The organism is Paenibacillus sp. P13VS (assembly GCF_015143645.1).
In the GTDB taxonomy this organism is placed as follows: Bacteria; Bacillota; Bacilli; order Paenibacillales; family Paenibacillaceae; genus Paenibacillus; species Paenibacillus xylanilyticus_A.
This window is the reverse complement of record NZ_WYEV01000003.1, coordinates 412256-438146: the sequence shown is the minus strand read 5'-3', so window position 1 is coordinate 438146 and position 25891 is coordinate 412256. Positions and strand designations below refer to the sequence as shown.

Here is a 25891-nt window from a genome sequence, read left to right as displayed (position 1 = left end):
GCACAGCTAATAACGAGGAGGTACAGAACATGAATTACACAGCAACGCCCAGACGTACCCTCCGGCGTGCTCTCAAAGGCATTCTGGTTCGGGTCATTTCGCTCAGTCTGATGTTATATGTGCTTTTTCCCTTTCTGTGGCTGGTGCTGTCCAGCGTGAAGCTGCCTGTAGAACTGCTGTCGCGCCCGCCTGTCATCATCCCGGAGAAGCTTACGTTTAAATATTATGCCAACTTGTTTGAGAACGGTTCGTTTATGACTGCGGTATGGAACAGTCTGATCGTTGCCGGGTTTACAACTCTGCTGTCTCTCGTTCTGGGCGTGTTCGCGTCCTATGTATTCGCTAGACTGAAGTTTCCCGGCAGAAAGGCTGTGTTTCTGACAATACTCGGTTCGCAAATGCTGCCGCAGATGGCTTTACTGATTCCGTTGTTTATCTTGATGCGGATGAGCGGCTTGCTGTACACCTTCCAAGGCCTCGTACTGGCGTACATTACTTTTTCGCTGCCCTATGTCGTATGGATGTATTACTCCTTTTTGCAGTCTCTGCCGCATGAAATCGAGGAGGCTTCCCGGATAGACGGCTGTACACGTCTGCAGTCCATCTTCAGGATTATGCTGCCGCTGTCAGCGACGGGCCTTACAGCTACTGGAGTATTTGTCTTCATCGGAGCGTGGAATGAATTTCTGCTCGCTTCAGTCCTTACCGATTCCGGAAGCAGAACGCTTCCGTCCCGTATTAGCGAATTTATCGGCCAGGATCGCATCGCCTATGAACTGATGTTCCCGGCCGGGGTAATCTCCTGCATTCCTGTTCTGGTGCTGGTGCTGTATTTCCAGAAATATATTGTGCAAGGCCTGACGGAAGGCGGAGTGAAGTAATGAAGTCCTGATGTAAGCTCAATATTCTGAACAAGAAAGGGATTGCTTATGAGAGAACTGGCAGATTTATTAATTACAGATTGCAGCTTCATGACACCTGAATTCGATATTCTGGACAACCAGTCCGTTGCCATCCGGGATACCCTGATTATTGCGATTGGCAAGGCAGAAGAGATCAAGGACAAGTACGAGCCGAAGGAGGTTCTGAAAGGTAGGGGCAAGCTGCTTATGCCCGGACTGGTGGATGCCCATACGCATACCTGCCAGCAATTCCTGCGGGGCCGGACTCTCGGCGAATATCCGATGATCTGGTCGCGGATTCTTGTGCCGTTTGAGAGCAGCCTCAGTGAAGAGGTTACTTACCTGGGTGCACAGATAAGCTGTCTGGAGATGCTCAAATCGGGCACCACGTCCTTCGCCGAGTCCGGCGGGGTACATATGCACAAGGTGGCCGAAGCGACGATTGAATCAGGACTCAGAGCGGCTATTACATGTTCTACTATGGATACAGGCCCGTTCATACCTGACTCGATGCTGGCATCTTCGCCGGAGGAGGCCGCTTCGCGGATCGAAGAGCTGTACTGTGCTTATAATGGTGCCGGGGAAGGACGGCTGCGTATCTGGTTTGCACTGCGGCAGGTCATGACGAGTACACCGGCTTTAATCACTTTAATGGCAGATAAGGCCAGAGAGTATAACGCCGGGCTGCATGTTCACCTCGCGGAACACCGGGATGAGGTCAGCTACTGTCTGCAGAACTACCAGAAGAGACCGGCAGAGGTATTCGACCAGTTCGGCGCACTCGGCCCTAATATGCTGGCGGCACACAATGTTGTCCTCTCCGACGGCGAGATTGCCCTGATGAAGGAGCGTGGAGTCAAGGTTGTTCACTGTCCGAGGAGCAATTTTGGCAGTCATGGCTTTCCAAAAACACCTACGTTGATGCAGCAGGGGCTTTCCATTGGAATGGGCAGCGACGGAGCGGCAGGCTCAAGCCTCAGCCTGTTTGATGAAATGCGTGTATTCCGTTCCGGACTTCATGCCTTCTGGGGGTTGCCGATTTTTGATCCGGTTGTTATTCCTGCACATGAGCTGATCCGGATGGCTACGATCGGCGGCGCACAGGCGCTGCAAATTGAGGATCAAATCGGCACGATTGAGGTCGGCAAAAAAGCGGACCTGATCCTAATTGACATCAATCAGCCTCATATCAGTCCGACTCATCGGATGATCCCTACGATTGTCGAATCCGTGAACGGCAGTGATGTCCGCGATTCGGTTATTAACGGTGAAATCGTGATGAAGGATCGTCAAATCCTGACCATGGATGAAGAGAAGATTCTCTACGAAAGTGGCAGGGCGCTGCCCCATGTAGCTGTCAGAGCGGGAATATAGGCTATCCAGAGTGCAGAATGAGATCATCAACAGGAGTGTGAGAAATGAGTACACGTAAAATTCTTATGATAGATACCGATACAGCCGGCGATGATTGTACTGCACTGCTGCTGGCGCTCCGCTGGCCGGATGTTGAAGTTAAAGCGATTACAACTGTAGCGGGAAATGTTCCCCTGTCGCTGTGCACACGTAATGCGCTGACCACACTGGAGATCGCGGAACGCCCGGGTGTCAAAGTCTATTCCGGAGCAGCCAAGCCGCTGATGAGGGAACTGTTCACCGCAGAGCATATTCACGGCTCAGACGGAATGGGCGGAGCAAATTTTCCTGAACCTGGGCTTAAGCCCGAGCAAGAGCATGCAGCTCTGGCTATTGTCCGTCTGATCAATGAGTACCCCGGTGAAATCGAGATGATTGCACAGGCGCCGCTTACTAACCTGGCACTAGCTTATTCACTCGATCCCTCTATTGCCGGAAAGCTGAAGCATTTATGGGTGATGGGCGGGGCGAACAATTTCATGGGTAATGACAGTCCGGCTGCCGAATTTAATTTTCTAGTGGATCCCGAGGCCGCTCATATTGTTGTTCACGCCGGCTTTAATCTCACAATGGTCGGATGGGATGTATGTCAGCGGAATCCGGTGATGGTAGAGGAGCATTTTCGGAAGATCGAGGCCATGAATACCTGCTTTGCCGACTTTTATATGAAGGTGCTGAAGACAGGCATGGAGCTGGGACTGAAGCGGGGCGGCGGACGCAGAATCTCCCACCCGGATACACTTACGGTAGCTATGGCGATCGACAACCGGGTTATGGCACGTTCGAACCGTTTTTATATTGATGTCGAACATAAAAGTGAGCTGACCAAAGGATACAGCCTGGTCGACCAGAACGGCATTCTGAACAAAGAGCCTAATGCGGAAGTATGTATGGAGGCAGATCTGGAATTGTTCCGAGAAATGGTGTTTTCACTGCTGGAGCAGAAGTAGTCCGAAAGGAGTTTTATCAATGGAAGAGCAGGTCTCTGGGGAATCTGAACAATATATTGTCATTGCAGGCGTTGTTGCCAGGTGCAAGGCCCGCGTTTTTGGCGGACAGACATTTTATTTACAGTATCCTTACGATGGCAGTGTCAGGGCTGTCAACCGGGAGTCCGGAGGCATTGCTGATGTAGAGAGCTACGTATTCGGCAGTAAGGAAGCCGCACAGCAGGCTGTTCTGGGAAAGACTCTGTATCCTTGTGCGCTGACCTGGCAGGCGTTCGGTCTGCCGTCCATATATCTGGCTGGCTTTCACGTATTCCGTCCCGATGCAGTAGAGGAGGGGCGGAGGATGCGGGAAAGCTGCCGCAGATATGGGTTTGAAGGGCTTTTTCCACTGGATAAAGAGAACTATGACAATCTGGGGCAAAAGGAAACGGCTGCAATGATTTTTCACGCTAATGATGGTCTGATCCGTGAGGCGGATATTGTTATGGCCAATCTGAACCCTTTTCGCGGTGCTGAGCCGGATTCCGGTACGGTATTCGAATGCGGACTTGGATATGCGCTCGGGAAAAAGCTGTATGGATATATTGCGGATGGCCGGAGTATGAGTGAACGGCTTAGGGCCTCTATAGATCCGACTACAGAATTGTATAGTGACGGCATGCATGTGGAGAATTTTGATCTGCCGCTGAATCTGATGCTTGCGGTGCCGATGGATATTGTCATTGGCGGACTTGAGGAATGCCTGCTCAAAGCAAGAATTGATTATTATGGAACCAGTTAAGCGTTGAGGATATGATATGCCAAACTCTGGCGAACGTTTACAAGCCTGCTTTAACAAAGAAACCCGGCCTCCTTCAATGGAAATTTGAAGAGCCGGGTTTTTCTATGAACGATATGCAACCCCTACGAATTTTTTTGAAATGGGCAATTACTTCAATATCATTTGCAGGAATAAGCAGTACCTTCTAAAAAAATGGTAGCAATAAAGAAGGAGAGAAAAAATTGTCCCAGTTCCCCTTGAAGGTTAGCATCAGTGAGAACTTAAAGCCTGTTGTGCTTCCGTCACCTCTTAAACGTCATAAATAGGGGACCCACATAATAATGAACCGAGTGTACTTTAAATTCTTGCCAACGGTCTAGGTCCCACTAGGCGCTTCTGTAGCCGTGTCGTTCAATCCGCGGCCGGACAAACCTTCCCATTTCTTTTCATATCGAGACAGTAGTCGGTATATTTGCTTACGAATAAGTCACGACCAAGTTGCTCAGCAGGCTGCATCGGTAAACCCGGATCGTGGATGACTTCTCCACGGTTATTGCCCTTTCCGAAAGGTGCTGGAGGAGTGGCTTGACAGTGCGGGAATTTTGCAAAAGAACTTCATTGAAGTTGGCTCACTGGAAACGCGGATGAGATGTGTCAAGTCAGGTCTACCTTTACAGCTTTGTTTGGTATCACTGAACTGTTGCATAGGGATGCTGAGGCGGAGCGTATATCACTATAATTTGAGCGGTGTTCGGCCCATGTTGGTCACATTATGCCATTTTCCAGCAGAAATCATAATCGCTTAGTCATTATAGCCCATCACTTGAAAGTCCAACCTCTCTTTCTGATCTCCCATTCGAACAAGTCCCCGGCCTTCTTCAATGCGGATGAACTGATCAGTCGTCGGATGTACCTCCAACCCTATATCTTCACCAACCTGAACACTCATCAGAGTAATCTGGAAGTTTTTTTCTGTCCATAGAGCAGTGCGGTACGTCAGATTATATTTAGCTGCCTGGTCAATATTAATGACAAGTGGTCGTGGTCCATAATCTCTTAATTCTAATTATTCAGTAGAATAATTAACGTTATGATGCCTGTGATCATGCTGAGGCTGATAACCCTAATCGTTGACATTCCAACCTTTCTTCATGGAACTGTACAACGGGTCATAAAGGGGGAATTTCTGGTTCATACTCATTCTCCTTTATGGCCTAGTATTTAGTTTATTCTATGCTGCTGCCTATATAGGAGTGTGAAATTTAAGCATAGTCGGTGGCATGGGAGAACTAGAGTGGCTTTTGCAAACTAAAATCCTATTCCCTTAATGCTCACCTTTAACATGCAAAAAAAGTCAAAATACGATGATGATTGGCTATTATACAATGAGACAAACTAGATTATGGCACTCTATAATGATGATAACGTTGGGTAAATGATCTGGCCAGACATTTGTCAATGAATCACCTAATTGAAAGCGCAAACATATAATTGAACCTTTTTTAGATGGTCTGTACGAAAAAATCTTTTCGGATGAGCTCAAATATTGCTATTCATGAAGAGAGGGGTCAATGTAATGAAAAAGCGGATTTTTAGGCATGTTTTATTGGCAATTTCCATGGTGTCCTTGGTACTGGCAGGGTGTCAGAGCAATCGTACGGATTCTGGTGAGGATGGTTCATCAGGCAAGACCAAATTAACGGCTATTATTGTGAAGCATTCACTGACAAAGGACGTCAATCAGATGAAATGGCTTAAAGATCTGGAAGATAAAGCGAATGTAGAAATTGAGTGGCAGCAGATTACTGCGGATTGGGATCAGAAAAAAAGCGCACTATTTGCCAGCGGGCAAGTTCCGGATCTATTGTTCAATGCAACAGCCGACAGTGATTTCGTACAATTCAACGGACTATTTGAAGATATGAGTTCATTGATTGAGCAAGAGGCCCCCGATGTTAATAAAATGTTTGATGAGCATCCAGAGCTAAAGACGCTCGCGGCTGAAAGTGACGGTAAAATCTACGGTATTCCGCGATATAAAGGGATCTGGCCCGATAGTATCGCGTCCATGTTCATTAATAAAACGTGGCTGGACAATCTCGGACTGGAGCCTCCAACAACCTGGGACGAGCTCGAAAGTGTACTCGTTGCCTTCCGTGATGGGGACCCCAATCAGAACGGTGATTCAACAGATGAAATACCTATGGATTTTAGCGGCATGCCGGTAGGTTTCTCTGCCAAGCTTCTGCTGGGAAGTCTGGGATTACCGCTGTCTGAAGATTCGCCAAACGGCTATTTCGTGGAAAATGCCGAGGTCAAGAACTTTTTTGTCGATGAACGCTTCAAGACATTGGTTATGTTTCTTCAACGCTTATACAGTCAAAATCTGATCAACAAAGAAACCATTACACAGGATTACTCAAAATATCAATCGCTGGGCAGAGGTAATGGCAACGCGGCGAAGATTGGATTTACGTGGGGATGGGAGACGGGAGATCGGTTTGGCAGTGTGTTGAAAGATCAATATATCACGCTGCCGCAATTAAAGCATCATGCCGATTCTACAAATGAACTTTATTGGAGTTATGACCATTACACGCAAAATTATGGAGACAACGCAGTTTCCATCAGCGCCAAATCCAAAAATAAAGAAGCCGCGATGCGATTCATTAACGAATTTTACGACCCTGAGGTCAGTATTCAGGTATTATTCGGCGGCATGAATGACACAGACAAAGGGATTCAAGAACAAGGTGATGGTACCTATCAAATTCTGCCTCCTGCGGATCCCTCTATAGACCCCGGATCATGGAAATGGACCAATACATTCGCCGATCTCGGCCCTTATTATATTGCTGACAGTATTCAAGATAAAATCACCTTAGGTACAGACATGCGAAGCGTACTTGATGAGAAAGCGGTATACGACGAGCTGTTGAAAAAAGCAGACCCGAAATCCAATGTTTATCCACAGGATTTTATGAAATATACAACAGAAGATATTAATACCTTGGCCTTAAATCAGGCCAACATCAATAACATTACCGATCAGAAATGGGCGCAATGGATGACCACCGGCGCGAGCATCGAAAGCGAATGGGACGCTTACGTAAAGTCCGTCAAAGATTCTGGACTTACCCAGAATTTAGAGATTCGCCAAAAAGCGTACAATGAATATTTGACTACGCTTAAGTAGGAGGGGCGCTTGATGAAATCGATGCAAAAGGGCAATTATCAATTATGGATACTGGTTCTTCCCGCTTTGATTTATATCGCTGTGTTTGCCTATGGTCCAATGTACGGTATACAGCTCGCCTTTCGGGATTTTGACTTCAGCAAGGGATTTACCGGAGGTGATTGGGCCGGATTCAAGTATTTTGAACAATACTTTAACAGTCCCATGTTTTGGCCAACGCTAAGAAATACATTCGTCATTGCTTTTTTCTCCATCTTGCTTGGTTTTCCCATGCCGATTCTGTTAGCACTAGTCATTAATTCGATCAAAAACAACAAGTACAAGCGCATTCTCCAAACCACGGTTTACATGCCTTATTTTATCTCGACGGTAGTTATGGTGGCTTTGCTTCAAATCCTGCTTTCACCTTCTACAGGAGTTCTTGACTTATTTCTGAAAACTTTTCATTTGGTTCCTGCCGATGTTAATCTCTTGGGAAACCCTTCCGCATTTGTACCGGTTTACGTCTTATCAGGCATTTGGCAAGTTTGCGGTTGGAACAGTATTATATTCATCGCTGCACTTTCCACAGTAGAAACGCAGTTGTATGATGCGGCCAAAATTGATGGTGCTAATCGATGGCAAATTGTATGGAACGTAGAAATACCCGCCATTATGCCAACGATTATTATTCTGCTTATTCTGAATATGGGCAGCATGCTGAGTGTGGGTTTTGAAAAAACCTTTCTAATGCAGAATAGTCTGAACAAGCCCGTATCAGAAGTCATCTCTACTTATGTATTTAATGTAGGGGTGAAATCCAACCAGTACAGCTTCGGTTCAGCGGTCGGCTTGTTCAATACGGTCGTCAACTTCATGTTTTTGATGCTCGCGAACTCTGTCGCCAAGAAGTCTTCGAACATTAGTCTAATGTAAAGGAGGGGACGGAGTGGTACCCGTTAAAACTTCAAAAAAAGTTCATGTCCTAGATTCGGGTGGCGGCATAGCTGATCGGCTATATAGATTGGTCGTGATCGTCATAAGCATCTTTACCTTTGTCGTTATAGCGTATCCTTTATATTTCATCGTTATTGCTTCATTCAGCAATTCAACGATGGTGAACCAGGGTGATGTGATCTTCTTCCCCAAAGGAATCAATTTTTACGGGTACGAGAAAATATTTGTGGATAGCCGAATTTGGCAGGGGTATTTGAACACGATTATTTATACGGTTTTCGGCACATTATTGAATCTGGTGGTTACGATTCCTGCTGCATATTCCCTTTCACGCAGGGAGTTCAGGGCCAGAAAAGTCATTATGCCTTTGTTTGTATTCACTATGTACTTCAGCGGAGGCATGATTCCTACTTATCTGCTGTTCAGAGATTTGCACTTACTCAACACGCCTTGGGTCATGATTATCAATGGCGCAGTCAGCGTCTATAACCTCATTATTACAAGAACCTTTTTTGAAAGCTCCATCCCGGATGATCTGCATGAGGCTGCGCTTTTGGACGGCTGCTCACATTTTCGGTACCTGGCCTCTGTGGTCACTCCGCTTTCAAAGGCGGTTATTTCAGTCATTGCCTTGTATTATGCTGTCGGACATTGGAACGACTTCTTTAACCCTTTGTTATATCTTAACTCTGATCATTTGCAACCGCTGCAGATCATTCTGCGAAATATTCTGTTATCCAATCAAGCGTTTGCTGATGGAGCAGGATCCGGTGCAGGAGCGGGTGCGGGCAGCTATGCGCAGCAGTATGCGGACCAAATCAAATTTGCTGTAATTATCGTATCTACAGTACCGCTGCTAGTCGTATACCCTTTTATCCAAAAGTACTTCGAGAAGGGTGTCATGATTGGTGCGGTGAAAGGTTAAAGTCGCATATCCTGCGAGAGTGGTGACACATGAAAAAGCATCAAGGTTATGAATCACAAGATTCGAACGGCAAATTTGTAACAAAGGACATGAAGGAGAAAATACAGCATGGCGATAAGCAGTTTCGTATGAGTGTTCACAAGACGTATGTGCCAAGCTTTAGCAACCTTGTGTTGTATTCTCACTGGAATGAAGAATTGGAATTTTTAATCATCGAAGAGGGTAGTGCTCAATTCTATATCGGACAGGAAAAAATAAAGATAAGCAGCGGGGATGTTTTAATCATCCCCCCCAATATGCTGCATTCTGCCAGCCGAGTGGATCAGGGGGAGATTGTCTTTTATGCTGTACTGGTTCACTATAATTTTTTGTCCAGCTTTGAAAACGATATCATTCAAAGTAAGTATGTTTCCTCTTTATTTTTGCAGCAGCGGCAGTATCCTTCAGTCATCCCGAAAGATAAGGATTCTCAGTTGGGGTTATTTTCGGTATTAAGAGAAATCATCCATGTATATTGGAATAAACCCGCCGGCTATGAATTAAAAATCAAAGCCATGCTGTTCGATATTCTGTTTCGGCTAGAAGTTTGTGCAAAAGATATGGATTCAGGGATGGGCCGCGCCAGAGGGAGTCATCACTCCTTGCTGGCCATCAAATTACTCGCTTTTATTCAGGAAAATTACAGCAAACGCATATCGCTTCATGACATGGCGAACCAAGTGAATATGAATCCATCGTATTTTTGCCGCTTTGTCAAAAAGCAATTCGATCTGACTCCACTGGAATTATTGAATCAGCACCGATTGTTGGAAGCGGTGAATTTATTGGAAACCACGGATAAGAAAATTGTTGAAATCTCGAATTTGACAGGGTTCAGCAATGTCAATCGGTTTACGGAAACCTTTAAAAGAGCTTATGGTTACACCCCTACGCATTATCGAAGCAACATTCTAGACTGTTCATGTAAATACTTGGGAGGGACTTGCTAGTATGTTTCGTACTGAAAATGGTCGACTGGTCAGAGAGTATGATCACGAGAGACTTTGGATAGAGCCTTGGGGGGAGCATTCCCTTCGCATCAGGGCTTCTTATGCAGAGATAACATATGATGATTGGGCGCTTATGCCTGCGACTCAGCACCGCTCCGAAATTATGATCGACGAAGAGGCTGCTACGATTGTCAATGGGAAGATTAAGGCTGAAATCAAAAGAAGCGGGCAAATTCTGTTCTACAACCAGGATGGAAAATTACTACTGAAAGAAACGGAAAAAACATATCAATTAAAATATGGAGGCAGGGAGCTTAAGGCTGTTCCGGGCGGCAGTGATTTTTCTGTTAAATTACGATTAGAATCGAAACCATCCGAAAAATTATTTGGCATGGGTCAATACCAGCATACCTTTTTGAATCTGAAAGGATGTACCTTGGATCTAACCCATCGCAACAGCCAGGTCAGCGTTCCCTTTGTTCTATCCAGCGAAGGTTACGGCTTTTTATGGCATAATCCGGCTATTGGTGAGGTTCATTTCAGCTTGAATGGAACACAATGGCACGCACCTTCAACTAAACAGCTTGATTATTGGATTACAGCGGGTGATACTCCTGCCGAGATCGAAGAGACGTATTCAGCCGTTACGGGAAGAGTTCCGATGATGCCTGAATATGGCATGGGGTTTTGGCAGTGCAAACTTCGCTATCGTACCCAGGAGGAATTGCTGCAAGTGGCCAGGGAGTACAAGCGCCGTGAATTACCGATTGACGTCATCGTAATCGATTTCTTCCATTGGACCAATCAGGGAGATTGGAAGTTCGACCCGCAGTATTGGCCTGATCCAGAAGCTATGGTTCGCGAACTGCAAGAGATGGGCATTGAGTTGATGGTTTCTGTATGGCCTACCGTTCAAACGGAGAGTGAAAACTATCTGTATATGATAGAAAAAGGCTACTTGCTCCGTTCCGATCGTGGTGTTCGCACGCAGTTTCAGTTTCTTGGCGAAAATGCTATCTTTGACGCAACCCATCCGCAGGCACGTACATTTTTATGGGAGATGATCAAAAAAAATTATTATGATAAAGGGATTCGTATTTTTTGGTTGGATGAGGCAGAGCCTGAACTCAGCGTATATGACCATGATATCTATCGCTATCACATCGGCTCCAGCCAGCAGGTCGGGAATATTTATCCCCAGAAGTTCAGCCAAACTCTGTACGAAGGGATGGCTGCAGCTGGACAAACCCATATTATCAATCTCGTGCGCACAGCGTGGGCGGGGAGCCAACGTTATGGTGCCTTAGTGTGGTCTGGCGACATACACTCCAGTTTTAAAGTGCTGGGAATGCAAGTGAGAGCGGGGCTGAATATGGCCATTGCAGGAATCCCTTGGTGGACAACAGATATCGGTGGATTTCATGGAGGAGATCCGCAGGATTCTTCTTTTCGTGAGTGTATCATTCGCTGGTTTCAGTACGGTGCCTTATGCCCGGTGTTTCGCTTGCATGGGGATCGGGTACCCTTTATTGCTCCATCAGGGACAAAAGGCGGCGGAGTTTGCGGAAGCGGATCGGATAACGAAGTATGGAGCTATGGGGATGAAGCCTACGAAATCTTTAAGAAATACCTGCACCTTCGTGAGCGTCTGAAGCCTTACATATCCGATATAATGCGGGCGGCTCATGAACAAGGGACACCTCCAATGCGCCCCTTGTTCTACGACTTTCCTCAGGATGAAGAGGCATGGAATATTGATGATCAGTATATGTTTGGTCCAGACTTGCTGGTTGCTCCCGTTCTGTTCGAAGGAGAACGAAAGCGCTCGGTGTATTTGCCATTAGGGTCAGCTTGGATCAACGCCTATAGTAGCGAGAGATTCCAAGGAGGCCAGACCATTATTGTAGAAGCACCTTTAGAGCAAATTCCGTTGTTTACGCGAGATGATGCCGAGTTGCCGATATTAGGATGAAGGGTGGGATAGAAGCGATCATGGATATGAATGGATTACTAGATAAATTGGCACTAAACGACTGTATCCCGATGGGAGCCATTCTGACAGAAAATAAGCTTAAGCTTCCAGCTCTGGTGAATGGCATGCCTATAAAATGGGTTTCCAGTCATCCGGCCATCATTACCAACGAAGGCAAGGTAACATTACCCGAGAAGTTGGCACGGGTAACCTTGCAGGCTGCTATTTCCGGTAAGGGTCAGAGTGTGCGCAGGGACTATGTGATTCCGGTTGTTCCCAAAAATGAACAGGCTGCGTATTTCTGCGATAACTTCAGCATTCCTTATGTGCTTGTACCGGGAAACACACTGCACCGTCAATTCGGTTTGGGAACAATCCACTGGACCGGGAGTCTATTAGTTGACACTGCCGGAAATATCCTGGCCCCAGAAGGGGGAAGTGAAACCGTTTCGTTGGTGTCTTCATTCAGGATGGATGGTTCCATTGTTGCATCCAAGACTTTCGAGGTAAGGATTCTGGGTAACGATTTTGGGAGTGTTCTTGCCTATACTCGAGTACCATTGGAGGATGAACAGCTCTATTCCACTTACCTGGCTTATAGTCTTCATCTGGCTTATCGCAGTCATCCCTCCAAAACATACCAATCTCTTCATTATAATTCTGGTATTTTATATGCTACCGCCACGATCTCAACAAACAATACGATCAAGGAGAAGGGGCTGCGTAATCCATATCTATTCCATGCCACTGATGGAACTTTTGGTGTAGTGGCCGTTCGTATCAACGCTGATGGCAGTGCTGATCATGAGAGTAGAGGCTGCATTTTGTTATGGAAAACGAATGATTTGATCTCGTTCACCGAGATTGGTCAGGTTCATCTCGGAGTGGATGCGTATGTTCGCGAAGTGACGTGCAAATATAATTCCAGCAAAGGTAAATATGAAATTCATTGGTGTGACTATAGCGGCAAATATTACAGAAATGACATGGAAGATCTGTATGATGTACAAACCGTCTCTGAACCTGTTCCGGGAAGGTTGTTAGCGCATGATATGGTTCGGACGGATATAGAAGGCGCAGTGGAGGCAAACGTGATCGAGGTGGAGGGTGATTTCGGCAGAAATTTACTCCTTCGACGGTCGCCGTTGATGAATGAAGCTATTGAAGTTCCGGAAACGGCAGTAATTAAAACGATAGATGACATTCACGCCATTACGGCAACCGCGATATATACCGATGGCTCGAAGGCAGTCAAGCAGGTGAAATGGAATACAGACGATATCAACTTTCATCAGTCGGGAAGTTATGAGATCACCGGGACGGTCATACAGCAGTTCTATCCTTTTCCCGTCGCGGTCGACCGGGCAGATCCTCACATATTGAGATGGCAGGATAAGTACTATTTTATCGCAACGAATGATGATAATGGCAATATCGGACTGTATGTACGTGAAGCCGATACCATTCAAGGCCTGTTTGCGCCCGATACCATTGAGCATGTCGTTTTGGATAAAGATGAGCTCAGAGGATATACCCAGACCTTCTGGGCACCCGAGTTTCATGCCGTGGGCAACGACCTATACATTTTCTTTGCGGTCAGCAGTTCGGTATGGGGGCCGCAGGCTCACATTATGAAGCTGAAGAATCAAGGACGAATCCTCAATGCATCTGACTGGGAACTTCCCATTCGCATGGTTAATAAGGATGGTGTGTATCTGGGGGCGGTTCGCGAGGACGGCGAGGCATTGGATATTACACTCGATATGACGTACTTGGAAGTCGATGGAGGATCTTATGTCATCTGGTCCTGGCGCCGCTGGTCACCGGAAGACTCAGGTTCCATGCTGTTTATCGCTACGATCGATCCAGCAAGACCCTGGCAATTGACCAGTGATCCGGTGTTAATAACACGGCCGCTTTATGGTTGGGAAAATAACAGGCATACGATCAATAATGAAGGCCCGTATTGTATCGTTACCGACGATTATATTCTTATTACATATTCCGGTGGGTCTGCTAATGAGCCTACCTATGTCGTGGGAACCTTGACTGCCAAAAGAGGGACGGATCTCTTGAATCCCGGCAGCTGGGTCAAGAGCAACGCGCCTGTATTATCTTCGTTATCGGTAGAGAAGGAGTACGGCCCAGGACACAACTCCTTTGTTACGGATGAATACGGCAATCTAATGCTGGTGTACCATGGCATCGGTCCGAATCCGGTTGGCAAGAGATCTGTAGGTCTTCGCCGAGTACACTTTAACCGGGACAGGTTGCCTGTTTTTGATCTGTCTCCTGACCGTGATCTGAACCAAGAACTGACTCAAGTAAAGCTCAGGGTCATCGTAGAACCGTGAAAGACAATCGATATTGACATTGGTGATTTGATGCTAGCTTAACCCATTGCAAGTCTGTCCGCGCTTGCTTCATCCTATTACCGAAACAGTCAGCTTAATTCGAACTTTGAGCTACTCAAGTGGCAGATAACAATTCATTTTTATGGCGTGAAGGTGTGCTTGTGCGTAAAAGTGATCCCGACAGAATGGCGGGAAAACGCTCCTGAATGGATTTATTATTGGCCCAATTGAGGGAGCAGCAAGTTCGGATTCATGATATACCTTGAAGTGTCTGTAGAGGGAAACTTTTATAAAGCCGAATCCGTAGGAGAGTTTGTTCTTTCGAGTGTGATGCATGAAATCAGTCATGTGGGGACCGTTTCTGCAATGCTTAAAATGCTAAGTCTTAAAGTCATTCACAATGAGAGCGCCAGTTCAAAAAATTGAACTGGCGCTCTTCAAATTGGAAATTCCTCAGTAACCCTCATAAACAAGACACGGAGATTTGCGGATAAATGCGGTTAGTATCCTCGCTATATCTTCTGGTGGAAGTTCACGATTTGTCATAAACCAGTGCTGAATAATTCCGAACTGTGCATTTCCTAAATAAGCAATTGCATAGTCAGAAAACATATAGGCTGGATCTTTTGTTAAATTTTCAAACATTCGTGTGCCCACCAGGTATTGGAGTCGCTCTCTTAGTTCAGTTGGGGCTCCCGAACAAATAAGTGTTTTGAAGAAGCTAGCATGATCATGCAAATATTGAAAGGCTTTCGTGATTGGAGGGTAAGCTGCATGATCGTACTCGTGGCTCATTAACTCTTGAATATTGATGGGTTCAAATACATTCAATAATCCTTGAACAAACTCAGTTTCCTCTATCAGATGAAAAATATCATTAAAATGCAAATAAAATGTTCCTCGATTAATTCCTGCTATTTTACAAAGGTTTTTAACAGACAACCCCTTAATACCTTCATTTTCTAATATAAATATCAATGCATTTTCCATTAGTGTGCGACTACGGATCACTCTCATATCAGTGCTATTCTTGATCACTATTTTTCTCCTAGTATGAAATTGTATAGATTTGTGAACAGTTTTCACGTCGTGTCTATTAATCAACACGTAACCTTATGTGTTTATTGATCATCCAATAATGCCAAATTATAATAGGTTCTACAGCTTTAATCAACACGTGTTTATTATTTTGAGCTGACTACATTTAGGAGGGTACCATGGAATATCGATATCTTGGAAAGACAGGTACAAAGGTTAGTGCGTTTGCATTAGGCGGATCCAGTTTTGGAACTAGAGCAAGTGAAGTTGAGAGCATAAAAATCATTGATGAAGCTTTAGACTTCGGAATTAATCTGATTGATACATCCAATATCTACGGAAAAGGGGAATCAGAGCGTATTATCGGTAAAGCGATTAAGAATAAACGGCAGAATGTCATAATAGCTTCTAAATTCGGAGCGGAAGCTGCTGATAAAGTAAACCAAAATGGTGCATCACGAGGATGGATACGAATCGCTGTTGAACAAAGCCTGTTACGTTTACAAACCGATTATATTGATCTTTATCAACTTCATCTTCCCTTTGAATTCGTTGCTTACGAAGAGATTCTAATGACATTAAACGACTTGGTGAAAGAAGGGAAAATTCATCATATCGGAACTTCCAATCATCTGGGATGGCAAATGGTTCACGCACAAAACATTAGCGATCGATATCATATTCAACGTTTCGTAAGCGAGCAAACGCCATATTCTATGATTAATCGAAGAATGGAATTTGAACTTGCTGAGATAGCAAAACTTTATGACCTATCTCTGTTTGTATACAGCCCCTTATCTGGTGGCCTACTAACTGGAAAATACAAGGCGGGTCAGACTGCACAGAGCGATTCACGTGCTGCTACATTAAAAGGCTATGCAGATACATTAGATCCCGAATTGGCTGAAAATGAATATAAATTTAAGGTCATAGAGAAGTTGCAGCAATTAGCAAATGAAGCAGGGATTTCATTAGCGGACATGGCGATTGCTTTTACGCAAAGTCATCCGTTTGTCACATCAACCCTGTGGGGACCACGTACCATAGATCAATTACAAGCCTATATCTCTGGGTCTAAGGTGAAACTCGATACAGATGTGTTGGATGCTATTGATGCCATTAATCCACCGGGCAAACGGATTGATGATAAAGAACAAAGCTGGACTCCTGAGTGGATGAGCACTGAACGGCGAAGACGTTAAATTTCTTAAGAGATCGGGAAACGCTAGATTAACCTAAATAACGACAGGCTTAGCCAACTCTTCAATGATTAAAGGCTCGGAATAATTATGGTTGATCCACTGTATCGCTTCTGAGATGCAAAGTGCAGTAGTGTTTTAGTTCATATTAAAGTACCTCATCACTGGAAATCGGAGTTTAAAGCGAAGATACTTTCCTAAAGATTGAATTTCTTTTAAGCTTAATAAACGGATGCATATGATAGCTGAGATTATCAAAATATGCTATGAAAACCTATTTTATTTTAGCGTTGTTAGTTACATTAGGGGGAAAGGATATGGAGTACTACCTCGTATTATTTTTTTGTATTGCTATTACACTTCCTCAGTGAGGGTTTGTTACTGGTAGGTCGTGTGCAGGCTAAACAAATGGTAAACGTCGGCTCCTGGTAAAAACTAAATGGATAAGAGAAGAAAGGGGATTGATCGGATGATCATTAGAGAAGCCAGTATTACAGACTATCCGCAATTGAGACAAATTTATTTGGATTCCCGGCGGGAGAGCTTTCACTGGGCTAATGCCAATGAGATGAAGCTTGACGATTTTGACCGGGATACCTCGGAAGAACAGATTCTTTTGGCAGAGGAAAACGATGAAGTACTTGGTTTTGCGTCACTCTATGTACCTGACCGCTTTATTCATAATTTGTTTGTGCACCCGAGTGCTGCCGGCAAAGGGGTGGGAAAGCAGTTACTCCAGCAATCTGTGGCCGAATTGGGAACACCAGTTACATTAAAATGTGTCTCTGATAATTATAAAGCACTCACATTTTATAAAAAGCAAGGCTGGAAGGCTGTCGTAGAAGAAGGCGAGCCTGGAGCGAAATATTGGGTTCTTCAATATAAGGAATGAGGTAAAAGAAGACATCATATTAGAAAAATATACGAAAAGAACAATAGAAAAAGCTTTGTCCGAATTCAATGAGCTATTGCAAACCGAATGAAACTTGACAAAAAGGTGATTCATGAAGAAACGAAATGGTCCTACAGTCGCTATTTTAGCGGCTTTTTTATTTTAGGTACAAGTTCTTGTCCCGAGCCAAGGACAAGAAATTAGACCGATTACCGTATTAGCAAGAACATGTTCCTATTTCCGATTAGGCGTATATCTAATTGGCATATTGCCCTCAAAGGATTTGAAAGAGATTTGATATTCCATTATATTAGATTTCATAATTCAACTGAGAAACGAGATGGAAATGAAAATGGAGTCATACGAACTCATGACGTTAAAAAGAGGACTGATTATTCTTGATTTATTGCGTGAAAAGCATTCTCTTTCAATGAGTCAGATAATGGAAGAATTATCTTTGAATAAGACAACCGTCTATAAACTGTTATTTACTTTGGAAAAAATGCAATACATCAAAAAAGTCGAAAAATACTATTATTTGAACCCCAGTATTTTCTTTGACGATCGTATACATATAATCCGTGATATTCAGTGGTCGTCCCTTAATACACCTTATCGATTGGCTGAAGTGAGCGGAGAAAAAGTATTCGTTGGCATACTTGAAAACGAAGAGCTTGTAATCAAAAATGTGATTTTGACGCCTTCTATGATGCCTGACTTGAACGCCATTGGTAGTCGATCCCCTATTTATACAAGTGCAATTGGAAAAGCTGTATTTGCTAATTTACCGTCTGATCTTCAAGCTGAGATCCTGAAGAAGCTTTCGTTAAGCAACATTACCAGAAAGACTTTTAATGATAAGGATTTATTTAAACATCATTTAGAGGTAATCAAAGAACAAGGATTTGCCGTCGATGATGAAGAGACGAATGTTGGAAAACGGTGTGTGGCTGCTCCTGTCTACATAAATGGTCGTGTTATCGGTTCACTAGCTATTCATGGGGATACGGAGAGTATAAGAAGAAGATCAATACGTTCATTATCCAACATGGTCAAGCGTTACAGCAGACAGCTATCCTTGGAGCTGGAACATTTAAAGTCGCGTTAGAGAGTTTCTTTATTAGAAACTCTTTTTATGTTTGTTTTTCGTTTTAACTACAACCTTTAGAATTACAGGTGTAAGGGCAAACGTTTAACAAAGGAGTGAAGAACAACCATGATATATCAAAAGTTGCGTGGTACTGACCTGAAGGTATCTGAAATTGGACTCGGGACAAATGCAGTCGGGGGGCACAACTTATTCACTGACTTGAATGAAGTTGATGGCATCGAGATGGTTGATGCAGCATTACAGCTAGGCATTACATTCATAGATACAGCAGATATTTACGGAAAAGGCCGCTCGGAAGAACTTATTGGAGAAGTGCTCACAAGATATAACAGAGAGGATGTTGTAGTTGCGACAAAGGGCGGAAGACGTTGGTTTGCAGATGGATCTGTTGTTGTAGATAATACACCTCAATATCTGCGTAGTGCACTAGAAAGAAGCTTGCATCGATTGAAGACCGACTACGTGGACTTGTACTACCTTCATTTTCCTGATACTAAAACACCGTTGGCAGAAGCAATTGGTGAACTCGCGAAACTCAAGCAGGAAGGAAAAATCAAGGCCATCGGAATTTCCAACGTATCGTTGGAGCAACTTAAAGAGGCAAATGTACATGGAAATATATCCGTACTGCAGTCGCCATACCATCTGCTCGATCGCTCCGCTGAGCAAAAATTACTACCTTACACTAGAGAAAATAATATTTCCTTTATTCCGTACGGTCCACTTGTCTATGGTTTACTTGGGGGCAAATACACGGACGATTTCAAATTAGCAGAAGGAGATTGGAGACGAGGGCAGCCGTTGTTCGAGAAGGAAGCATTTAAAAAGAGCCTAAAAATCGTGAGCAGCCTGAAGGAACTTGCGGAAGAGAAAGAAACAACGTTGACGAATTTGTCGCTTGCTTGGCTGCTTTCCCAGGAAGGAATTGATGCCGTGATTCCAGGAGGAAAGCGGAAAGATCAAGTGGTACTAAATAGCCGAACCAGCGATGTAACGTTCACACAAAAAGATCTTGATATTATTGAGGGCATTATTAAAAGTTAAAACTAACTTTAGGAGGATAACATAATGAATGATACTTTTACCGTCTTGCGAAATGGTGTGAAAATGCCTTGGATGGGTCTTGGTGTTTGGACAGCGGAGCGTGAAGATGCAACAGAGCCTGTAAAATATGCATTGCAAAATGGGTACCTGAGCATCGATACTGCGACCGCATATCGCAATGAAAATCAAGTTGGACAGGCCATTATTGAGTCTGGTGTGAATCGTGAAAATATTTTCGTTACTACAAAGGTGGCTAATGGGGATCAGGGATACGAGTCTACCCTTACAGCGTTTAACAAAAGCCTCGAAGCGCTAAAACTGGATTATCTGGATTTGTATTTGATACACTGGCCCGTGGAAGGGAAATCACACGAAACATGGAAGGCGTTAGAAGAGCTATACAGGCAAAAGAAGGTTCGTGCAATCGGAGTTAGCAATTTCGAAATCGCCGACCTGGAACAGCTAAAATCAGTTGCTACCATTCAACCCATGGTTAATCAGGTCGAGTTTCACCCTCACCTAACACGTAATGAACTGAGTACGTATTGCAAACAGCATCAGATTCAAATGGAAGCTTGGTCGCCGCTGATGAAGGGACTACTAAATGACCACCCGGCACTGCTTGAAATTGCAGGAAGGCACCACAAATCTGTCGCTAAAGTCATTCTTCGATGGGACATTCAAAGCGGGTTTGTGACCATCCCTAAATCGTTCAATAAAATCAGAATGATGGAAAACCATAACATTTTTGATTTTACGCTCTCGGATGAAGAAGTCACACGAATTGCCTCGCTTAATAAGAGCGAAAAATTGCCAACGCCTGATATGAGCAAGTTCCGAGATGCCTAATGATCTAAGTAAGCCATTATTGTTAACGTTGGCGATCGCATCAGCATTCACCACCGTTTAGTCAACTATTGAAATCTTTCTGGGCGTTACTTCGAAAACAATCCCTTCTACGCGAAGCTATTTTAATTGGGGCGTTGAACTTTGCAGCATTCAGCCTATTTTGGACTTCTCTTGTTTTTTTGCTCGAAGGGTATCCCTATCATTATTCGAGTCAGATTACAGGTCTGTTTGGAATGGTTGGTATCGGGTGGAAGGATTGCAGCATTACGCAACAGGTTAAATCAAGCAGGGAAGGAGCATATCCTCTATGAGGATATTCCTGAAGACAAGCGAACGAAGTCCATGTGGCTAATGCACTTACAAAACCATTTAGGGCAACATAAATAGGGGAAATCTATAAGTAATGCACAAGACTGTGCATGTCTTCAAACTCCGAAGACGATGTACTAGTAGAAAAGGATCGCTTCTTCAACTACAAAAATGGATCAAAAGGAGGGAGACATTATTGCCGAGGGACAAGAACATGGTCCCATTGAAGTCGCTATCTTAGCGGCTTTTTTATGTTAACGGTACAAGTCCTTGTCCCCAGCCAAGGACAAGAACTTGTATTGATTGCCGGACTGGATAAGAACATAGTCCGATTTCCGATTAGATAGTTATCTAAACACTGAGCAATGTATTTAAAAAATCTCGATAGGCAGTCTAATGCAGGACAGTTTTCACATTTCTTATGGATCAAACGACTCGAATTTTGTACGAAATCTCAAAAAAGTTACTTCTCAAGTTTGCCAAGTTAGTTGATTGTGTGGGACTGTTTCACATATTCAAATCGCCATCTATATCATACGTAGTGCCAACTTTTAAATGAACAATCAGTAGCACACCCCCACGCAGCAAATACTTGCCGTGCGGATTCATCCGCCGGTACAAAGAATTCGATTCGCGGGTAAGCTTGATAGGTCACAGCAAGGTGTAATTGATAGTACCGTATAGGTTTACGTTCTGCTGAGCATGGCAACCTAGCAAGGAAATGTTTCGCCGTATTTAAATCCTGCTCTACCGTCCATGCCTCTCTATCCCAAAACTCATGCAGCTCTGCGTATTTATCCATCATCCTATGAAAACGCGCATATTTAGGGTCGACAAATAGAGCGGGGTGGTGGCTCTTAAAGGCTTGAATGCCAACAATTCCATGGGATTCCCAGCGGGCCTGCGACTTCTCGTCAAAGGAAGAAGCCGCTCGGATAGGCATATCCTCATTGAAGTGAAGATCAATCATATTAGGCGGATTGGAGGCAATGAAATCGGACAGACCAAACAAGTTACAGAAAGCCTCATTAAATCCGACGATATCCAGCATATCGGTCACGATCATCCCCGGATAAGGCAACTGATGCAGCATGGATCTGGCTTGGTCCAGAACCCGGTCCAATTGACGGCCAGCTAAGGGAAGGGGAATCGGCACATACCCTGCCGAAAGAAGCAGATCATTCCGTTCTTCGCCTGTGCAATCTAAATAATTCGCGATGTCCATAAGGGTTTGACGATCAGGCAAGCGCCGTGAACGTCCTGTCAGCAAGTTTTTGTATGTGCCGCAAGCCTCATCATTCAATTCCTGTTGGGTAAATCGCTTCATGTTCTGGATCCGGGAGGCAACCTTACCCGGGTTCTGTTGCCGCTGTATCCGAAGCCGCTCAATCATGTCTAGTACACGTTTTAAATCAGCAGCACTACTATCTTGATTCGATGTCGTCAAGGTGTTCTCCCCCTTTCAAAAAACAGGTGTAGTTCTGCACTTGGGAAATGAAATTGCTGTGGATATACTACAAAGTATACCAATTCATCATGCGTTGAAAAAAGGGGGATTTATTATGATACGTGCGATTTTTGTCAACCCGCACAACAAAAATCCATTCACTATTCAGGAAGTTGAAACACCGCAAGCACAACCTTGGGAGACCATCGTGGAAGTTAAAGCTTTCTCGCTGAATCGCGGCGAAGTCGTCGATGCAATCCAGCGCCAGGAAACGAGCAGGCCCGGCTGGGATTTCTCCGGTGTTGTACGTCAGGAGGCCTTAAACGGGGACGGTCCGAAGAAAGGAAGCCGTGTAGTCGGTTTATTGCTAACGGGAGCTTGGGCGGAGCAAATCGCGGTACCTGCCCTGACTCTCGCTGAAATTCCAGACGAGATCACCTTCGAACAAGCTGCTGTCTTACCAGTTGCTGGGCTCTCGGCTCTATACGCTTTGCGTAAAGGCGGACTCTTGCTAGGCAAGCGAGTGTTAATCACTGGTTCAACCGGAGGGGTCGGTGCGTTCGCTCATCAATTGGGAGCCTTATCCGGAGCTTATACAATCGGCGTGGCACGTTCCGAGTCCAAGGCCGAGCAAGCTATGGCATTTGGCGCAGATGAAGTCCTTGTTGGGGAAGACGTGACGAAAGCCATCGCTACGAATGGCCCGTATGATTTTATCATCGATTCCGTTGGCGGAGATACACTCGCGGCTCTTTTCCCACAGTTGATCCCACAAGGCGTCTGCGTATCCCTGGGTCATTCTTCTTCAGATACTTCTTCTTTGCATATGCTCGGTTTAGGGGGAAGGACGTTGTATAGCTTTTTTCTCGGTGAAGAAATGAACCGCCATGCCCCTTCGCAAGATCTTGCCATGCTCACTCGGTTGGTTGAAGCAGGGAAATTGCAGACGGGTATCGCGGTCCAAGAATCCTGGGAGCAGATTGATTCCGTGGCACGTCAATTAATCAATCGCGGTTTTTCAGGCAAAGCTGTGCTTACGATCTAAATATGAACCTTGTGGTAAACCCCGATTCCAAGAAGAAATAGCACTTATCTATGAATAATTAACTAAGAAAGTTGTGCAAATACAGCAAATTGATTTTAAAACGTACGGCATTATTTAAGCGGTTCAAATAACTTTCCGCCACAATTACGATTTAGGGTTTGTCGTCATGAATGTCGGCTGCTTTTGTTCAACTAACAGAAGGATAGTGCATAGTTCGCTGCCGACGTGGTCCCCTAATTATAGGTTATTATTTATATAAATAATAAGGGATCCTATATAAGGACTGTAGAAGTGCGGATTCAAAAACCGTGCGCTGAGCGTCATGTTTTCTAACTCGTTGATGGGGATCGCTTTATTGATTTCTGGTCTATTGCCGGTCAATGGCTATCTCGTTTTTGTTCTATGCAGCGTCTTGATGGGCTTATCCAGTCCGTTCTATAACGGTGTACAGATGGCACTCATACAGGAGAAGATACAACCTGAGTATTTGGGACGGGTATTTGGCCTGTTGGGTAGCCTAGTATCCTTTGCCATGCCGATCGGATTGATCGTGTCCGGTATTTTCTCGGGATCGAGTTGGCATTAACACGTGGTTTCTGTTATCGGGGGTTGTCATCATCGGAATTGCCATACTATGTGCATCTCTTCCCTCCATCCGAGAATTGGACAAAAAAGCAGAAACTGAGTTCTTATAACTTATGTAAATCCTTTTTTTCTGTTCATTTGATATAATAGATTCAAAACACAAGTTAAGAAGCACTTAATTAAAAAATAGAGGAGTACTTATGAAAGAAGAAATTATAAAAAAATATTTCCTTATGTGGGTAACTAGAGATTTTACGTTGTTAGATACGTATTTTTCTGATGATATTATCTACCGCGAATGTTATGGAGCAATGTATGTGGGTATAGAGGAAGTCCATTTGTGGATTGAAAAAATGTTACTGAAGCAAGTTGTCTTAGAGTGGAAGATAAAAAATATTCATCAAGTAAATGAAACCTTATTTTTTGTAGAATGGTATTTTAAAGCAAAAGAAAAACAACTTTATTCATTTGATGGTATATCAAAGATTAGATTTGATGGAAGTAAGATCCAATTAATAGAAGAGTATGAAGCTACACATGAAACGTTTAGACCATGTAAGATTGATTAAATGTGTCTAAGAATCGGTGAACTATGTTGTCGAGAAACAAGAACATGTTCCCATTGAAGTCGCTTTTTTAGCGGCTTTTTTATATTGCCGGAATGGACAAGAACACGTTCCTATTGCTGATTAGGCGTATATCTAATAAGAGAGAGAATAACCGAAGGATGGATGCTCTACAGAACCAATAAAATCATGAACTTGCTCCACATATCGATTCCCTGTAAAATGCAGTAAAAATTAAAACTATCTCAGATAGAGATTCTGATAGCTTAATTAACAATCATTTTTAGATAGACTATGGGTAGCAAAAAAAAGGATTGGGGGAGTCAATATGGGAGAAGGATGGACAAGCTCTATGCATGGTGCACCTTGGACTAAAGGAAAAATGAATAAAGCGATTAAGCAACTGGGACATCGGGCGCTTATTTCATTTGTAATTGATATAGATAAGCTCAAAGATTTAGAAGAGTTAGATAAGCATGTATTTGCTAAACGCCCGGATTTAGTATTATCAGTTCGTCAAATTGATATGAAAGGATGCTACACAGAAGAATTATTACAGATTATAGCTGATTTAAAGCATATAACTGCTTTACAGTTAAACCTTCTTCACCATATTGATCTGAGTATGCTTGGTAAACTAGAGCGATTGCAGTTTTTATCAATTACAAGTACCATGCCTGTAAACATTAACTTTATTTCAAACTTTAGAAATCTTCAATATCTCTCGTTAAATGGAAAATTTGCAGACTTAACGCCGATAGGCGATGCAACTGAACTGGATACACTCATTTTGAGTACTACTATTCATGACGTTGATTTTGTTCTTCGATTAACCCAATTGGAGTCTCTATTTATACATGATTGTACCTTGAAAGGATCCCTTGCAGCACTTGCGAATTCTACTATTAAAATGCTTAGCTTAGCTGGTATACGTAACTTAACGAACCTAGATGATATAGCTTCAATGCAAAATCTTACTTATTTACGATTATCTTTGTCTAAGGTGGAAGCTTTATGTGATTTCTCTAAAATGCATAATCTTAGACAGCTGGAACTGGATAATATGAAAGCGTTAAAACATATAGATCATTTGTGGTCAGCACAGCTTCTTGAAATGTTAGAACTAAGGCAGATTTCCACAAGTATTAAAGCCAAGGATTTAGAGGCTTTAGTTGAAATGGAGTACTTACAACAACTGGATTTTCGGTTTATTGATTTTAATAAAGGAAGGATTGCAGCATTACGCAACTGGTTCAATCAAGCAGGGAAGGAGCATATTCTCTATGAGAATATTGCTGAAGACAAGCGAATGAAGTCCATGTGGCTAGTGCATTTACAAAACCATTTAGGGTAAACATCAATAGCGAAAATCTATACGTAGTGCACAAGACTAGGCATATCTTCAAACT

Annotated in this window: 20 protein-coding genes and 2 pseudogenes; 19 read left to right on the top strand and 3 right to left on the bottom strand. The window is 43.8% G+C overall.

The features are described from left to right. Positions 1-29: 29 nt before the first annotated feature. From GUA98_RS06975 to GUA98_RS06960, 4 genes are read left to right on the top strand one after another with little or no spacing between them, the layout of a single operon-like run. Positions 30-881: a carbohydrate ABC transporter permease gene (locus GUA98_RS06975; protein WP_153978621.1), complete on the top strand. Its 852-nt coding sequence runs from the start codon at positions 30-32 to the stop codon at positions 879-881. A gap of 48 nt (positions 882-929) precedes the next feature. After that, positions 930-2276: an amidohydrolase family protein gene (locus tag GUA98_RS06970; RefSeq protein ID WP_153978620.1), complete on the top strand. Its 1347-nt coding sequence runs from the start codon at positions 930-932 to the stop codon at positions 2274-2276. 44 nt (positions 2277-2320) lie between these two features. Further along, positions 2321-3265: a nucleoside hydrolase gene (locus tag GUA98_RS06965; protein WP_153978619.1), complete on the top strand. Its 945-nt coding sequence runs from the start codon at positions 2321-2323 to the stop codon at positions 3263-3265. Positions 3266-3284: 19 nt separating this feature from the next. Then, positions 3285-4046, top strand: a complete 762-nt coding sequence (locus tag GUA98_RS06960) for a nucleoside 2-deoxyribosyltransferase (RefSeq protein WP_201281152.1) — start codon at positions 3285-3287, stop codon at positions 4044-4046. A gap of 668 nt (positions 4047-4714) precedes the next feature. Here the strand turns inward: GUA98_RS06960 and GUA98_RS06955 are convergent. Next, positions 4715-5088: pseudogene (locus tag GUA98_RS06955) on the bottom strand (cupin domain-containing protein); the annotation flags it as partial. Between the two features lie 513 nt (positions 5089-5601). Here GUA98_RS06955 and GUA98_RS06950 point away from each other — a divergent pair. The 6 genes from GUA98_RS06950 (at position 5602) to GUA98_RS06925 (ending at position 14397) form a co-directional block, all read left to right on the top strand. Further along, on the top strand, positions 5602-7221 hold the full coding sequence (locus GUA98_RS06950) for an extracellular solute-binding protein (protein WP_193722520.1): 1620 nt from the start codon (positions 5602-5604) through the stop codon (positions 7219-7221). 12 nt (positions 7222-7233) lie between these two features. Then, complete coding sequence (locus GUA98_RS06945) at positions 7234-8136, top strand: ABC transporter permease (protein ID WP_153978617.1); 903 nt, start codon at positions 7234-7236, stop codon at positions 8134-8136. Positions 8137-8203: 67 nt separating this feature from the next. Next, the gene (locus GUA98_RS06940) at positions 8204-9082 is read left to right on the top strand and encodes a carbohydrate ABC transporter permease (RefSeq protein WP_236146809.1); all 879 of its coding nucleotides are present in this window, start codon (positions 8204-8206) and stop codon (positions 9080-9082) included. A gap of 29 nt (positions 9083-9111) precedes the next feature. Next, the gene (locus GUA98_RS06935) at positions 9112-10071 is read left to right on the top strand and encodes an AraC family transcriptional regulator (protein ID WP_153978615.1); all 960 of its coding nucleotides are present in this window, start codon (positions 9112-9114) and stop codon (positions 10069-10071) included. Position 10072: 1 nt separating this feature from the next. Next, positions 10073-12043 (top strand): TIM-barrel domain-containing protein, encoded by a 1971-nt coding sequence (locus GUA98_RS06930; protein WP_193722519.1) that lies wholly within the window; start codon positions 10073-10075, stop codon positions 12041-12043. Between the two features lie 26 nt (positions 12044-12069). Further along, positions 12070-14397 (top strand): family 43 glycosylhydrolase, encoded by a 2328-nt coding sequence (locus GUA98_RS06925; protein ID WP_227779459.1) that lies wholly within the window; start codon positions 12070-12072, stop codon positions 14395-14397. 453 nt (positions 14398-14850) lie between these two features. On the opposite strand, the gene GUA98_RS06920 is transcribed toward GUA98_RS06925, so the two are convergent. After that, positions 14851-15435 (bottom strand): TetR/AcrR family transcriptional regulator, encoded by a 585-nt coding sequence (locus GUA98_RS06920; RefSeq protein ID WP_321573841.1) that lies wholly within the window; start codon positions 15433-15435, stop codon positions 14851-14853. Between the two features lie 179 nt (positions 15436-15614). Between GUA98_RS06920 and GUA98_RS06915 the strand changes: the two genes are divergently transcribed. The 5 genes from GUA98_RS06915 (at position 15615) to GUA98_RS06895 (ending at position 20530) form a co-directional block, all read left to right on the top strand. After that, positions 15615-16637 (top strand): aldo/keto reductase, encoded by a 1023-nt coding sequence (locus tag GUA98_RS06915; protein ID WP_193722517.1) that lies wholly within the window; start codon positions 15615-15617, stop codon positions 16635-16637. 466 nt (positions 16638-17103) lie between these two features. Continuing rightward, complete coding sequence (locus tag GUA98_RS06910) at positions 17104-17526, top strand: GNAT family N-acetyltransferase (RefSeq protein ID WP_193722516.1); 423 nt, start codon at positions 17104-17106, stop codon at positions 17524-17526. Positions 17527-17896: 370 nt separating this feature from the next. Beyond that, on the top strand, positions 17897-18634 hold the full coding sequence (locus tag GUA98_RS06905; protein WP_193722515.1) for an IclR family transcriptional regulator: 738 nt from the start codon (positions 17897-17899) through the stop codon (positions 18632-18634). Positions 18635-18742: 108 nt separating this feature from the next. After that, a complete protein-coding gene (locus tag GUA98_RS06900; RefSeq protein WP_193722514.1) occupies positions 18743-19681 on the top strand; it encodes an aldo/keto reductase in 939 nt (312 codons plus the stop codon). A 24-nt stretch (positions 19682-19705) separates the two neighbouring features. Beyond that, positions 19706-20530: an aldo/keto reductase gene (locus tag GUA98_RS06895; protein ID WP_193722513.1), complete on the top strand. Its 825-nt coding sequence runs from the start codon at positions 19706-19708 to the stop codon at positions 20528-20530. An 841-nt stretch (positions 20531-21371) separates the two neighbouring features. On the opposite strand, the gene GUA98_RS06890 is transcribed toward GUA98_RS06895, so the two are convergent. Continuing rightward, the gene (locus GUA98_RS06890) at positions 21372-22286 is read right to left on the bottom strand and encodes a hypothetical protein (protein WP_193722512.1); all 915 of its coding nucleotides are present in this window, start codon (positions 22284-22286) and stop codon (positions 21372-21374) included. A gap of 115 nt (positions 22287-22401) precedes the next feature. Here GUA98_RS06890 and GUA98_RS06885 point away from each other — a divergent pair, with 115 nt between their 5' ends. From GUA98_RS06885 to GUA98_RS06870, 4 genes and pseudogenes are all read left to right on the top strand, one after another. Beyond that, the gene (locus tag GUA98_RS06885) at positions 22402-23331 is read left to right on the top strand and encodes a zinc-binding dehydrogenase (RefSeq protein WP_193722511.1); all 930 of its coding nucleotides are present in this window, start codon (positions 22402-22404) and stop codon (positions 23329-23331) included. A 334-nt stretch (positions 23332-23665) separates the two neighbouring features. After that, positions 23666-24026 (top strand): annotated as a pseudogene (locus tag GUA98_RS29435) (MFS transporter); the annotation flags it as partial. Between the two features lie 90 nt (positions 24027-24116). After that, positions 24117-24485 (top strand): nuclear transport factor 2 family protein, encoded by a 369-nt coding sequence (locus GUA98_RS06875; RefSeq protein WP_193722509.1) that lies wholly within the window; start codon positions 24117-24119, stop codon positions 24483-24485. Positions 24486-24810: 325 nt separating this feature from the next. Beyond that, a complete protein-coding gene (locus GUA98_RS06870) occupies positions 24811-25836 on the top strand; it encodes a leucine-rich repeat domain-containing protein (protein WP_193722508.1) in 1026 nt (341 codons plus the stop codon). Positions 25837-25891: the final 55 nt, after the last annotated feature.